Raw genomic sequence first — 13176 nt, 5'->3', positions numbered from 1 at the left:
TCAGCTGCCCGCGGCGGCGAGGTTCTTGGCGTCCGCGGCGAGCCCGTCGACGGTGTCCTTGACGCCGGCCTGGCCGAGCAGCATCGCCTGGAGCCGGTCGCCGACCTTGACCTGGAACGCGGCGTACCACGGGGCGACCCGCGCCGGGACCACGTCGCTCTGGTTGGCGAAGGCGTCCTCCAGCTTCGACATGTCGTAGTAGTCCGGGAATGCGGCCAGGAAATCCTTGTCCTTGAACAGCCCCGGGTACGGGCCGAGCAGCGCCGCCGCCTTCGCCCAGGACGTGAAGGTGGAGTACTTGCCGGCCTCGTCCTTCCAGCCGTAGAACTTCAGCAGCTTCCAGGCGTCCTCGGCCCGCGCGCCGCCGGCCGTGGCCCCGATCTGGATGACCTCACCGATCTGCAGCGTCTTGCCGGTGATGCCGGGGTGGCGATACGAGATCGTGACGTTCTTCGACTCGGGACCCTCCGTCGTGCGGATGATCTGCAGGAAGTAGTGGTGCAGCGTGTAGAACGTGGAGTTGCCCTGCGCCATCGCGGTGACGTGCGCGCCCGGGTCGGCGGTGAGCACCTCCTTGGACGTCAGTCCCTCCTGGTACATCGCCTTCCACCACTCCATGACGCTGAGCGTCTTGGCGTCGTCGGCGAAGACCGGGGCCCCCTTGGGGTCGAACGGCGTGATCCCGTCGGCCAGCAGGTAGACGAGGAAGTACTCCTCCAGGAACTGCTTGGTCCAGTAGCCCGCGTACGGGCTGGCCACCCCGGCGGCCTTGAGCTTCTTGCACTGCTCGTACACCTCCTCCTTCGTGGCCGGAGGTGCGCTGATGCCGTACTTCTGCAGGTGGCTCTGGTTGTACATGAGGCTGTGTACCGCGGAGAAGTACGGGACGCTGATGATCCGGCCGTCCGCGAGCCGGTGCCGGGCCGCCGAGGCGGGGAACATGTCGCCCAGCATGTCCTCGACGCCGGCGAACTTGTTGAGCGTTCCGGCCCAGCCCGCGTCGACGTACTTGGTCGAGGCGTAGGCGAAGTTGTAGAAGGCGTCGATCGCTTGGCCGCCCTGCAGCCGCGTCTGCAGGGCCGGGCCGTAGCCGACGTTCGGGATGAGGGACAGATCCACGCCCACGCCGGACTGGTCCTTGAAGGACGACAGCAGGGTGCGGATCTGGTCCGGGTACGCCTCCCAGGCGGTCATCGACAGCGTGCCGGGAGTGTCGTTGGTCTTCGGCGTGGACGCACCGCCGCACGCAGCGAACAGCGATGCCGTGGGAACGGTCAGGCCCGCCGCGAGCGCGCCGCGCAGCAGGCTCCGACGGGAGATCGACGTGCTGGCAGAGAACAAGCCCGGGATCGAGCGCCGCTCATCCATGTGACCCTCCGGCCGGCCAGATGGTTCATATACATGAACCTAAGTTCTGAGTTGAGCATTCGTACCAGGTCAGCGGGGCGCAAGCAAGAGGCGGCTTCGTCGCGACGTCGCCGCCGGCACCCGAGCGCCGACCTCCGCCAACGCGCCCTCGCCAAAATCACCCCGACGCGAACTTCGGCGCCGACACCACCGGATCAGCAACCACCACCTACATCCGCGCCGACCTCCAAGCCGTCGCGACGGCGCTCGCCGCGATGACCCGCTGCCCGACGACGTGCTCATCGCGTCCTGGGCCGCCCGCCGATCGCGCAACACCGTCTCAGCGGGATGCCGTGCATCAGCCCTCCTGAATGTCAGAAGTGTGCCACCACGCCGCCCACCATCTCGGGCGCGACAGAACTCTGACATCGCCCTTCCGCGATATTCCGTGCATTTCCGAAGCCAACGCAGCTCTGCCGGGGGCCGGTTACATAGTTGGAACGGTCGAGAAATGTCAGAGCAATGACACGGGACCAATCTGCTCTCACCTGCAGCAGCCGGCTGCACCTCGTTGGCGATACCGGGCTGGGCGCTTGGGACGCCGGCGGCTCGGCCCGGGACATGAACATCCGCACCATCCGCTGTGCCGCGACCCCGGCGTCACGCCTCCTTGACCAGGAACGGAGTTCCCGCATATGTCCACCACCAGCAAGCGGCTGCGCACGCTTGTCGCCACGGGCGCCTTCGCGACGACCGTCGCCCTCGTGCTCGCCGGCTGTGGCGCCCGCGCCGGCGACGAAACGTCCAGCAGCAAGTCGGCCGGACCCAGTTGCGTCGACACCTCCGGCAGCACCATCAAGCTCGGCTTCCTCAACTCCCTCACCGGCGGCATGGCGATCTCCGAGAAGACCGTCTCCAACGTGCTGCACATGGCCGCCGACGAGATCAACGCCGGCGGCGGCATCCTCGGCAAGAAGATCCAGTACATCCAGGAAGACGGCGCCACCGATTGGCCCACCTTCGCGGAGAAGACCGAGAAGCTGCTCACCCAGGACTGCGTCGGCGCGATCTTCGGCGGCTGGACCTCGTCCTCCCGCAAGGCCGTCAAGCCGGTCGTCGAGAAGAACAACGGCCTCTTCTTCTACCCGGTGCAGTACGAGGGCCTTGAGGCGTCACCGAACATCTACTACACCGGTGCGACCACGAACCAGCAGATCATCCCGGCGATGGACTTCCTCGCCTCCAAGGGGGTGAAGAAGCTGTTCCTCGCCGGCAGCGACTACGTCTTCCCGCGCACCGCGAACGCGATCATCAAGCTCTACGCGGCCAAGCTCGGCATCCAGATCGTCGGTGAGGAGTACGTACCCCTCGACAAGGACGACTGGACCACCCAGGTGGCGAAAATCAAGGCGGCCAAGCCCGACTTCATCTTCAACACCATCAACGGCTCGTCGAACGTCGGCTTCATCAAGGCCTACTACGACGCCGGCCTCACCGCGGCGACGACGCCGATCATCTCGGTGTCGATCGCCGAGGAGGAGGCGCCGGCCATGGGCCACGAGGTCACCGGCCACTACGCGTCCTGGAACTACTTCCAGTCGCTCAAGACCGACACCAACCCGAAGTTCATCGACAGCTGGAAGGCCTACCCCAAGAGCAGCGGCGTCACCTCCGACCCGATGGAGGCCGCCTACATCTCGCTGTACCTGTACAAGGCCCTCGTCGAGGCGGCCGGCTCGTTCGACGTCAACGCGGTGAACGCCGCAGCGAAGAAGAGCACCATCACGTTCGCCGCGCCGGAGGGCACCGTCACGCTCGACGGCGAGAACCACCACATCTCAAAGCCGGGTCACATCGGCCAGATCAACGCCAGCAAGCAGTTCGACATTGTCTGGTCCTCCGACAAGTTCATCAAGCCCGACCCGTTCCTCAACGGCTACGACTGGTTCCCGGCGAACGTCCGCGACCAGCTCGTGAAGGCCGCGGGCTGATCGGCCCCACCCCCACGGACGCGGGGTTGCGTGTCGCCTGCGGCAGGCAACCCCGCGTACCCGGCTCCGAATCCCCGCACACCCACCCCCGCACAGAGAGCGAGAGCACGTGGACGCATTGATCCCACCGCTGCTGAACGGCAGCGCCCAGGGCGCGCTGCTCCTGCTCGCCGCGCTCGGCCTCTCGCTCACGTTCGGTCAGATGGGCGTGATCAACATGGCCCACGGCGAGTTCCTCATGATCGGCGCCTTCACCGCCTACCTCGTCCAGCAGGTCATCGACTCCAGCGACCTGTCGATCCCGCTCGCGCTGCCGGTCGCGTTCGTCGTCGCCGGACTGTTCGGCCTCCTGCTGGAGGTCAGCATCATCCAATGGATGTATCGCAGGCCCCTCGACACCCTGCTCGTCACGGTCGGTGTCAGCCTGATCCTGCAACAGGCGGCGCTGCAGATCTTCCCGTCCCAGGGCGTCCCGGTGGAGAAGCCAGGCTGGCTCGACGGGCAGTTGACCATCCTCGGCTACGACTGGCCGCTGCGGCAGGTGTTCACCATCCTGCTCGCGACCGTCTGCGTCGCCGCGCTGGCGGCCTGGCTCAAGTACACCTCGTTCGGCCGCCGCATCCGGGCGACCGTGCAGAACCGGGACCTCGCCGAGACCGCGGGGATCTCCACCCGCACCGTCGACCGCCTGACCTTCTTCGTCGGGTCGGGGCTGGCCGGGGTCGCCGGAGTGGCCGCGTCGCTCGTCGGCGGCACGAACTCCCAGATGGGCGCGCAGTACATCATCCCGGCCTTTCTCGTCGTCGCCGCCGGCGGCATCGGACAGCTCAAGGGCACCATCGTCGCCGCGTGGGCGGTGGGCGTCGTCCTCTCGTGCTTCGCCTACTGGACGACCGGCAGCCTCGCGCAGGTGTTTGCCTTCATCCTCGTGATCGTCTTCCTGCAGGTGCGCCCGCAGGGCCTGTTCACGGTGCGAACCAGGAGTCTGGTATGACCAAACTGAAGCCAAGGCTTTCCCTCGCCGGCATCGGGGTGTTCGCCGTCCTGCTCCTCGCGGTCGCTCCCCTCGTGCTCACTGATCACTGGCTCGGCAACCTCGGCAAGTACTGCTGCTGGGCGATGGCCGCCGTCGGCATCGGCCTGGCGTGGGGCCGAGGCGGGATGCTCGTGATGGGGCAGGGGGTGTTCTTCGCCCTCGGTGCCTACGCGATGGCCATGCACCTCACACTGGAGACCGCCGGTGACGGGGTACCGGGGTTCATGGTGCTCTACGACCCGCTCGCGCCGCTCCCGGCGTTCTGGGAGCCGTTCCGCAGCGCTGCGTTCACCCTGCTGGCGATCGTGCTGCTCCCGGTGGTCGTGGCCGGCATCCTCGGCTACGCGCTGTTCAAGCGCCGCGTGAAGGGTGCGTACTTCGCGATCCTGACGCAGGCGCTCGCCGTCGCGCTCGCCACCCTGATCAGCTCCACGATCCGCGAGACCGGCGGCGACACCGGGCTCAGCGACTTCAAGTACTTCTTCGGTTTCGTGCTGAAGGACCCGGCGAACAGAAACATGGTGTACCTCATCACGGCCGCGCTGCTCGTCGTGTGCCTGCTCGTGGTGTGGCAGCTCTACCGCAGCCGCTTCGGTGAGCTCCTCGTCGCCACCCGGGACGCCGAGGAGCGCGTGCGATTCCTCGGCTACGACCCGGCCAACATCAAGCTCGTCGCCTTCGTCGGCGCAGCACTGATGGCAAGCATCGGCGGAGCGATGTTCGTGCCCATCGTCGGCATCATCACGCCGGCCGAGATCGGTGCTGCCGCCTCGATCCTCATGATCGCGGGCGTCGCCTTCGGCGGCCGCGCCTCGCTCTTCGGCCCCGCGCTCGGTGCGATGGCGGTCGGCTGGGGGCAGTCGAGCCTCGGCTCCACCTGGCCCGACGGCTGGACCTACATCATCGGCCTGCTGTTCATCGTCGTCATCCTCTTCCTGCCGAAAGGACTGTCGTCGGTGCTCGCCAGGTTCACGGCAGCGCGCCGGAGCCCGGGTGAACAGCCCGCAGCTGCGACCGCCGCCCTGCAGCTCGAGGAGGCGAGGTCGTGACCGGCGCCTCGCTCGTCGTCACGGACCTGCACGTCGAGTTCTCGGGCTTCGTCGCGGTCGGCGGCGTCTCCTTCGACGCGCACCCTGGCGAGGTCCGGTTCCTCATCGGCCCGAACGGCGCCGGCAAGACGACCTGCATCGACGCCATCACAGGGCTCTCCGCGGCCACCGGGTCGGCCAGGCTCGGCGAGCAGGAGCTGCTCGGCAGGCCGGTGCACAAGATCGTCCGGCTCGGGGTCGGCCGCACGTTCCAGACCGCCAGCGTCTTCAACGAGCTCTCGGTGCTGCAGAACCTCGACATCGCCGCCGGACGCCACCGCCACTGGGCCTCGCTGGTACGGACCCGGCGTGGCGTCGACCCGTCGATCGTGCAGGCGCTGGAGGAGACAGGACTCGCCGGCGAGCTCGCCACGCCGGCCGGCATCCTGTCGCACGGCCAGAAGCAGTGGCTGGAGATCGCGATGCTGCTCGTGCAGGACGCGAGGGTGCTGCTGCTCGACGAACCGGTCGCCGGCATGAGCCAGGACGAGCGGACCGCGACCGGCGAGCTCCTGCAGCGCGTCGCGGCGAAGCGCATTGTGCTGGTGGTCGAGCACGACATGGACTTCATGCGCCGCTTTGCCACGCGCGTGACGGTGCTGCACCAGGGCAAGGTGCTCTCGCACGGCACGGTGGCCGAGGTGCAGGCCGACCCCAAGGTGCAGGAGGTCTACCTCGGCACTGCGGGCGCCGCGACCACGGCCGCGATGTCGGTCGTGCCCGAAGCGGCAGCCGTCGGGCTCGCAAGCTCGCCGGAGATGGCAGCCAGGACGCAGCAGGAGGAGGACTGACATGCTCGAGCTCACCGACATCGAGGCCGGCTACGGGCGCACGCGGGTGCTGCACGGCGTGACGGTGCCGGCCGGGAAGGTCGTGGCCGTGCTCGGCCACAACGGCGCCGGCAAGACGACGCTGCTGCGGGTCGCGATCGGGCTCATCAAGCCGACGAAGGGCCGCGTGTACTTCGACGGCGAAGACATCGCGTCGCTCGCCCCCAACAAGCGCGTCGCTCGCGGCATGGCGTACGTGCCGCAGGGGCAGCAGGCGTTCGGGCAGCTCACCACGCTCGAGAATCTGCAGCTCGTCGCCGACGGCCGCCGGGGCGGCAAGGCCCTCATCGACGCGCAGCTGGCTCGCTTCCCCGCCCTGGAGCAGTTCGCCGCCCGGAAGGCAGGCCTGCTCTCGGGCGGGCAGCGCCAGCAGCTCGCGATCGCCCGCGCCCTCATCACCGAGCCGAAGCTGCTCATCCTCGACGAGCCGACCGAGGGCATCCAGCCCACCATCGTCGCCGAGATCGAGCGCACCATCGTGCAGCTGGCCGGCGAGGGCATCAACGTGCTGCTCGTCGAGCAGCACATCGGCTTCGCCCTCGAGGCCGCTGAGCATTACGTCGTGCTCGCCTCGGGCTTCGTCACCCAGACCGACGAGGGGGGCTCGGCAGCCGTCTCCACCGTGCGAGCCGCCATGGCGATCTGAGCCGACATTGCCGGTTTCCGGGCCTGCAATACGTTCGAAACAACGAACCCGGAACATGCCCCACGCCCGGCGCGTGAGGGGATGCCACGATGAGCAGGACAGGCAACGCGCGCGCGGCCGCGGAGGACAGCCTCGAGGACTATGCCTTCCGATATGTGCCGCGCACGTTCCGGCGCTGGAGCGCGGCGTCCGTCGGCGCGACAGCCCTGGGATCCATCGCGTTCCTGGCCGATTTCTCGATCGGCGCGACCGTCGGCATCGACCACGGTACCGCCAATGCCATGCTCGGCATCCTGTTCGCGTCGGTCATCATCGTCATCGTGGGCGTACCCGTCGCCTACTACGCCGCCCGCTTCAACCTCGACCTCGACCTCATCGCCCGTGGCTCGGGATTCGGCTACTACGGCTCGATCATCACGACCGTGGTCTTCGCGGGCTTCACCTGCATCTTCTTTGCCTTGGAGGGCGCCATCATGGCGCAAGGGCTGCAGGTGGCGACGGGGATGCCGCTGTGGCTCGGCTATCTCATCTCGACCGTGGTCGTGATCCCGATCGTCATCTACGGCATGCGTGCACTGGAGCGCCTGCACTTCTGGACCACGCCCCTGTGGCTCGCCCTCGCCCTGCTGCCGCTGCTGTGGATCATCGTCTCCGACCCCGGGTCAGTGCGCGCCTTCACGTCGTTCAACGGCAACTCCGACGGCTCGATCAGTTTCGGCGCCGTTGTCTCGAGCGCGGCCGTGTGCTTCGCCCTCACCCCGCAGCTGGCGGAGCAGATCGACTACATCCGCGCCATGCCGCCGCGCACGCCGTCGAACGCCCGCTCGTGGTGGACGTCGTTCGCATTGTCCGGCCCGGGCTGGGTCATCTTCAGCAGCACCAAGCAGATGATCGGGGTGTTTCTCGCCGTCTACGTCCTCGTGAAGGTCGATCCCACCCTCGGGCACTCCGCGACCGAGCCGGTCAAGCAGTTCGTCGGCATGTACCAGACCCTGTTCCCCGACTGGCTCGCCATCGTCCTCGCCCTCGTGCTCATCGTGGTCGCGCAGGTGAAGATCAACGTGACGAACGCGTATTCGGGCTCGCTCGCCTGGTCGAACGTCTTCACCCGGGTGGCAAAGCACTACCCGGGTCGTACGATCTTCGTGCTGCTCAACCTTGTGATCGCGTACGCGCTCATGATGCTGGACGTCTTCACCCTCATCTCCTTCGTCCTGAGCCTGTACGCGAACGTCGTCATGGCGTGGCTCGTGACGATCGCCACCGATATCGCGATCAACAAGTGGGTGCTGCGCATCTCGCCGCGCTTCCCGGAATTCCGCCGTGGCATGCTGCACGACTGGAACCCTGTGGGGCTCGTGTCGGTGGGGCTCGCTTCGGTGCTTTCGCTGCTCGCGTTCGCCGGGCTGCTCGGCACCGCCGTCAAGCCGTTCTCGGTGCTCATCGCGATCGGCGTCGCGTTCGTCGCCACGCCGGTCATGGCCCTCGCCACGCGGGGGCGCTACTACCTCCGCCGCCGCTCCGACGGCATCGACTCTCCCCTGTTCGACGAGCACGGCAACCCCTCGGGCGAGCGGCTGCGATGCCACGTCACCGGATACATGTTCGAGCGACCGGATATGCTGGCCTCGGCCCAGCGAGGGGCGCACGGCCAGGTGCAGTACGTCTCGTCGCTGGCGCTCACGCTCGACGATTCCGATCGCTACGTGCTTCCGCCGGACGTCACCGGCCCCCCGCACCGGGCGACCGATCGAGGCAGGGGAACGTGATGGAGGAGCCGGTCGACACCGCGACCGCGATTCTGGCGAGCGCGGCGGTTCTGCTGCGTGAGCACACGTTCGACGACATCTCCTATCGCGCCCTCGCCGACGAGGTCGGCATCTCGGAGCGCACGGTCTACCGCCAGTACCCCACGCGTGCGCACCTGCTCGCCGCACTGTCGAACTGGATTGAGCAGACCCACTTCCCGCTGCCGCCGTTCGTGACCGTGGCCGATTTCCGTGCTGCCGTGCACGATCGTTTCCGCGCCTTCGACGCGTCGCCCGCGTACGCATTCGTCGGCGCACGGGCGTCGACGATCTCGCTGACGCTCGACGCCGAGCCCGCCTACATCACGCGTGCGATCGAGGCGATGCTCGACGTATCGGCCTCGACGCTCAACCGGCGGGATCGGCGGCGGGTCGCGGCATCCCTGTGCTACTTCTCGTCGGCGACGTTCTGGGCGCGACTGCGCACGGGCTTCGACCTGGATGCCGCCGAGATCTGCGACGCGTTCGATCGCGCCGTGGGCACCGTGCTCGCGAGGCTGCCCGACGCCACGTGGGCGGAGCCGTGAGCGGGTCGATGGCCGACCCGGCGCTGAGCGGCACGCAAGCGGCGATCCTCGCCGCCTACGCCGAGCTGATCGAGGAAGTCGGCAGCGACGACGTGTCGTACCGGCTCGTCGCCCGCCGGGCCGGCATCGCCGAGCGCACGGTGTTCCGCAACTATCCCACGCGGGTCGATCTGCTGCTGGCGACCGCAGCGTGGATCGAGGCGACGGTGTTCGTCCGCGAGGAGTCGCACTCGATCTTCGACATCCCCCTCGCGATCCGCGACGCGATGCAGCGGTACGACGAGCGGCCGGAGCTCGCGCACGTCGTCGCCGAGACGGCAATGCGCGGCGTGAGCGGCGCGGCGCCATCACTCGGCCGGGCACACCTCGAGCGGCTGCTGGACGCCGAGGTGCCATCCCTCGACGCGGCGCAGCGCAGAGCGGTCATCGCGGCGCTGTCCCACCTCGACTCCGCCGCGACCTGGGTGACGTTTCGCCGCGAGTTCGGCATGGACCGGCGTGACATCGCCGACGCAGCCGCATGGGCAGCGGAGGCGGTGCTCGACAGCATCCGCGACCGCGTCGTCCCGTAGAGGTGCTGGGGCTCGCGGCGGATCAAGCCCTGGATGTCCCGGCGCCGGCCAGCCACTCGGTGAGGACAGCGGCCTCGCTGTGGTCGACATCGCGGGTGGCGGTCAGCAGCGTCACCTTGTTGTGGTTGGTGATGTCTCGTAGATGGTCTGCGGCCTGCCGCCGCTCGGGCTCGCGCAGTTCGGTGATGTAGCGGCGGCGGAACTCGTCGAAGCGGCCGGGCTTGTGGCCGTACCAGCGGCGCAGTGCGGTGGAAGGGGCGACGTCACGCAGCCACTCGTCGAGATGTGCGTCCGCCTTGCGCATCCCCCGCGGCCAGATGCGATCGACAAGCACCCGTTTGCCGTCGTCGGGCGACGATTCCTCGTAGATCCTGCGGTATGTGATGTCCCTGGTCATGGCGGTACTCCCCTGCTGAGCGTACTCGTATGAGCCGGTGGACGTCTTCTTCCCATCATGCGCCTACGCGATGGGATCGTGTCGCAACCAGGCTGGGGACCGAAGGTCTCCTTCCACGCCGCCGCGTGTACCGCCGCCGTCGGGGTCAGGACGCCGTCGAGATCGAACAGGCAGGCGCGCAGCCGGCGCTACGTGGCGGACAGGCCGGATATGAGTCCACCGGCGCGGTCATCGGTGTACGACCCGCCGAGCCGGGTATGGGTCAGGCGACGCAGGTAACACCCGGAACGTCGGAGTGACCAGGGATCATGAGCGTTCGGTATGCAGTGCCTGGTACCAGGGAATCCGTTGTACCGCAGCGGGAGGGCGCCCCCCGCGACGATCACGTGATCGTGCTGTTCGGCGCCACCGGGGATCTCGCCAGACGCAAGTTACTACCCGGGCTGTTCAGCCTGGCACAGGCCGGCCTGCTGCCGGCCAGGTATCGGATCGTCGGCTCGGCCCGGTCCGCACTCACCGACGATCAGTTCCGGCAGCACGCCAAGGACGCTGTCGCCGAGTTCGGGCTGGCGAAGCCGGCCGGCGAGGCGTGGCACGAGTTCGCCGGATCATTGTCCTTCGGCGCCGCGACGCCGGAGGATCCGCAACCGCTGCTCGACGCGGTGGCGGCGGCCGAGAAGGCCATCGGCGGGCGTCCACGCCGGCTGTTTCACCTCGCCGTACCGCCGCAGGGCTTCCCACCCACCATCGGCATGCTCGGCGGCACCGGGCTGGCCAGCAGTGACGCACGCGTCATCGTCGAAAAGCCGTTCGGCACCGACGTGGCGTCCGCCCGCGCGCTCAACGACACCATCCACGCCGCCTTCGGCGAGTCCCAGGTGTTCCGCATCGACCACTTCCTGGGCAAGGAATCGGTCGACAACATCCTCGCCCTGCGCTTCGCCAACGGACTGTTCGAGCCGATCTGGAACCGTGACCACATCAGCCACGTCCAGATCGACGTGCCGGAGACGATCGGGATCGAGGGCCGCGCCGGGTTCTTCGAACAAACCGGCACGTTCCGCGACATGATCGTCACGCACCTGCTCCAGGTGCTGGGGTTCGTGGCGATGGAACCGCCCACCGCCCTGGCCGCCAAACAGCTGCGCGACGAGACCACCAAGGTCTTCGAGGCCATGCCGCCCCTGGACGCCACCCACGTGGTTCGCGGCCAGTACCGCGGCTTCCGCCACGAGCCCGGCGTCGACCCCGGCTCGCAAACCGAGACCTTCGTCGCCGCACGGGTCGAGGTGGACAACTGGCGCTGGTCGGGAGTGCCGTTCTACCTGCGCTCCGGCAAATCACTCGGGCAGCAGCGGCAGGTCGTCACCCTCGGGCTCAAGCAGCCGGCCCTGCGGATGTTCGCGCTGGATCCGGACGCGAACGTCACGCCCAGCAACAAGCTGGTGATCGACTTCGACGACCCCGGCTGGATCGCGGCCCGCATGCTGGCCAAAGAGCCCGGCGCCGCCATGCGCCTCGGCGAGGCGACCATGACGTTCCGGTACGCCGACTCGTTCTGCACCCAACATGCGCTGGCCGGCTACGAACGACTCCTCCTCGACGCGATGCTGGGCAACCAGTCGCTGTTCACCCGCGCCGACGGCATCGAGCGGCTCTGGGAGGTGTCCGCCCCGGTGCTGGACGATCCACCACCCGTGCAGCCGTACGACCCCGGATCGTGGGGCCCGGACTCCGTCTACCAGCTCATCTCACCGCACCACTGGTACCTGCCGGACAGCCCATGACGCCGCCTGCCCCGCGGTTGAGCCGGAAGTTCGTTCCCCTCGGCGGGTTTTGCACACGTCAGGCGACCGCGGCGCGTTGTGCAGAGATCCTTTCCAGGAGGTCGTTCCAGGCGGCGACGAACTCCTTCGCTCCGTCAGATTGCAGTTTCGCGGCGAGGCCGGCCGCGTCAACGCCGGCGTCACGGAACCGGGCCAGCATCGCGTCACAGTCGTCGCCGTCGGCGGGCATCGGCTCCCCTATCTCGCCGTGGTCGTAGAACGCCTGCAGCGTGGTGTCGGGCATGGTGTCGATCGTGAACGGCGCCGCGAGCCCGTGGACGTAGAGCGTGTCGGAGGCTGCGGGATCCTTGGTCCTGGTGCTGGCCCACAGCAGCCGTTGGATACGGCCACCGGAGTTCTGCACGCGTTGCACCCGGTCGGAGTCCATGAGCCGCCGGTATGCCCGGTAGGTGGCGAGCCCGACGGCGAGCCCGAGCTGGTCCTTCAACTCTTCCGGTACACGGGTGGCGACCGCGACATCCCAGCGGGACATGAAGACGGAGGCGACCGACCCCACGGCGGGATCGAGTTGGCGCTCGAGCCGGCGTTCGACGCCGGCCAGGTACGCGTCCGCGGCGGCCTCGTACTGCTCGGGTGAGAACAGCAGGGTGACGTTCACGGGCACCCCGGACGCGACGCACTCGGTGATCGCCGACCGGCCCTCGGCCGTTCCGGGGATCTTGATCAGCAGGTTGGGTCGCGCGGCCCGTGCGTGCAGCGCCTTGGCGGCCTCGATCGTCCCCGCCGTGTCGAATGCGAGCAGCGGCGACACCTCCAGCGACACCCAGCCGTCCACGCCGTCGGTGCGCTCGTGCACCGGCAGGAACTCGTCCGCCGCCCGCCGCAGGTCCTCGATCGCCAGCTCGTAGAACAACTCTTCGTCGGAGCACCCGGTCGCGGACTTCTCCCGGATCGCGCCGTCGTAGTAGCCGGACTCGATCGCCTTGTCGAAGATCGACGGATTCGACGTGAGTCCGGTGACCGAGTACTTGTCGATGTAGTGCTGGATCTGGCCGGAGTCGAGCATGCCCCGGGTGATGTTGTCGAGCCAGAGGCTCTGCCCGTGCTCGTGCAGCGTCTGGGTTGCCTTCACGTCCCCTCCTTGCTG

Annotated in this window: 12 protein-coding genes; 9 read left to right on the top strand and 3 right to left on the bottom strand. The window is 68.1% G+C overall.

Annotation, left to right across the window (positions count from 1 at the left end; translation table 11 throughout):
- Positions 1-1368, bottom strand: a complete 1368-nt coding sequence (locus ABT369_RS48995; RefSeq protein WP_350623961.1) for an ABC transporter substrate-binding protein — start codon at positions 1366-1368, stop codon at positions 1-3.
- A gap of 674 nt (positions 1369-2042) precedes the next feature.
- Between ABT369_RS48995 and urtA the strand changes: the two genes are divergently transcribed.
- The 8 genes from urtA to ABT369_RS48955 all read left to right on the top strand — a co-directional run bounded on the left by urtA (position 2043) and on the right by ABT369_RS48955 (position 9845).
- Complete coding sequence (urtA, locus tag ABT369_RS48990) at positions 2043-3338, top strand: urea ABC transporter substrate-binding protein (RefSeq protein ID WP_350623959.1); 1296 nt, start codon at positions 2043-2045, stop codon at positions 3336-3338.
- Positions 3339-3447: 109 nt separating this feature from the next.
- Positions 3448-4332: an urea ABC transporter permease subunit UrtB gene (gene urtB / locus ABT369_RS48985; protein WP_350623957.1), complete on the top strand. Its 885-nt coding sequence runs from the start codon at positions 3448-3450 to the stop codon at positions 4330-4332.
- The gene (gene urtC, locus ABT369_RS48980; protein ID WP_350623955.1) at positions 4329-5423 is read left to right on the top strand and encodes an urea ABC transporter permease subunit UrtC; all 1095 of its coding nucleotides are present in this window, start codon (positions 4329-4331) and stop codon (positions 5421-5423) included. Before urtB ends, urtC begins: the two co-directional genes overlap by 4 nt.
- Positions 5420-6253, top strand: a complete 834-nt coding sequence (gene urtD / locus ABT369_RS48975) for an urea ABC transporter ATP-binding protein UrtD (protein WP_350623953.1) — start codon at positions 5420-5422, stop codon at positions 6251-6253. Before urtC ends, urtD begins: the two co-directional genes overlap by 4 nt.
- A gap of 1 nt (position 6254) precedes the next feature.
- Positions 6255-6938, top strand: a complete 684-nt coding sequence (locus tag ABT369_RS48970; protein ID WP_350623951.1) for an ATP-binding cassette domain-containing protein — start codon at positions 6255-6257, stop codon at positions 6936-6938.
- An 89-nt stretch (positions 6939-7027) separates the two neighbouring features.
- Positions 7028-8707, top strand: a complete 1680-nt coding sequence (locus tag ABT369_RS48965) for a purine-cytosine permease family protein (protein ID WP_350623948.1) — start codon at positions 7028-7030, stop codon at positions 8705-8707.
- Entirely contained in the window at positions 8707-9273 is a 567-nt protein-coding gene (locus ABT369_RS48960; RefSeq protein ID WP_350624048.1) for a TetR family transcriptional regulator, read from the top strand. The genes ABT369_RS48965 and ABT369_RS48960 overlap by 1 nt, the downstream gene beginning before the upstream one ends.
- Positions 9270-9845, top strand: a complete 576-nt coding sequence (locus tag ABT369_RS48955) for a TetR/AcrR family transcriptional regulator (protein ID WP_350623946.1) — start codon at positions 9270-9272, stop codon at positions 9843-9845. The genes ABT369_RS48960 and ABT369_RS48955 overlap by 4 nt, the downstream gene beginning before the upstream one ends.
- Positions 9846-9867: 22 nt before the next feature.
- On the opposite strand, the gene ABT369_RS48950 is transcribed toward ABT369_RS48955, so the two are convergent.
- Entirely contained in the window at positions 9868-10242 is a 375-nt protein-coding gene (locus ABT369_RS48950) for a DUF488 domain-containing protein (RefSeq protein WP_350623944.1), read from the bottom strand.
- Between the two features lie 386 nt (positions 10243-10628).
- On the opposite strand from ABT369_RS48950, the gene zwf reads away from it, so the two are divergent.
- On the top strand, positions 10629-12029 hold the full coding sequence (gene zwf / locus ABT369_RS48945; RefSeq protein WP_350623942.1) for a glucose-6-phosphate dehydrogenase: 1401 nt from the start codon (positions 10629-10631) through the stop codon (positions 12027-12029).
- 58 nt (positions 12030-12087) lie between these two features.
- On the opposite strand, the gene tal is transcribed toward zwf, so the two are convergent.
- The gene (tal, locus tag ABT369_RS48940) at positions 12088-13161 is read right to left on the bottom strand and encodes a transaldolase (RefSeq protein ID WP_350623940.1); all 1074 of its coding nucleotides are present in this window, start codon (positions 13159-13161) and stop codon (positions 12088-12090) included.
- Positions 13162-13176: the final 15 nt, after the last annotated feature.

Source organism: Dactylosporangium sp. NPDC000244, assembly GCF_040300725.1.
GTDB lineage: Bacteria > Actinomycetota > Actinomycetes > Mycobacteriales > Micromonosporaceae > Dactylosporangium.
The sequence above is the reverse complement of the archived record's forward strand: the minus strand, read 5'-3'. Positions and strand labels throughout refer to the sequence as shown.

Excerpts from the sequence above, each read along its gene's own strand:
- ABT369_RS48995 (WP_350623961.1), bottom strand. The coding sequence starts at position 1,368 with ATGGATGAGCGGCGCTCGATCCCGGGCTTGTTCTCTGCCAGCACGTCG.
- urtA (WP_350623959.1), top strand. The coding sequence starts at position 2,043 with ATGTCCACCACCAGCAAGCGGCTGCGCACGCTTGTCGCCACGGGCGCC.
- urtC (WP_350623955.1), top strand. The coding sequence starts at position 4,329 with ATGACCAAACTGAAGCCAAGGCTTTCCCTCGCCGGCATCGGGGTGTTC.
- ABT369_RS48970 (WP_350623951.1), top strand. The coding sequence starts at position 6,255 with ATGCTCGAGCTCACCGACATCGAGGCCGGCTACGGGCGCACGCGGGTG.
- ABT369_RS48965 (WP_350623948.1), top strand. The coding sequence starts at position 7,028 with ATGAGCAGGACAGGCAACGCGCGCGCGGCCGCGGAGGACAGCCTCGAG.
- ABT369_RS48960 (WP_350624048.1), top strand. The coding sequence starts at position 8,707 with ATGGAGGAGCCGGTCGACACCGCGACCGCGATTCTGGCGAGCGCGGCG.
- ABT369_RS48950 (WP_350623944.1), bottom strand. The coding sequence starts at position 10,242 with ATGACCAGGGACATCACATACCGCAGGATCTACGAGGAATCGTCGCCC.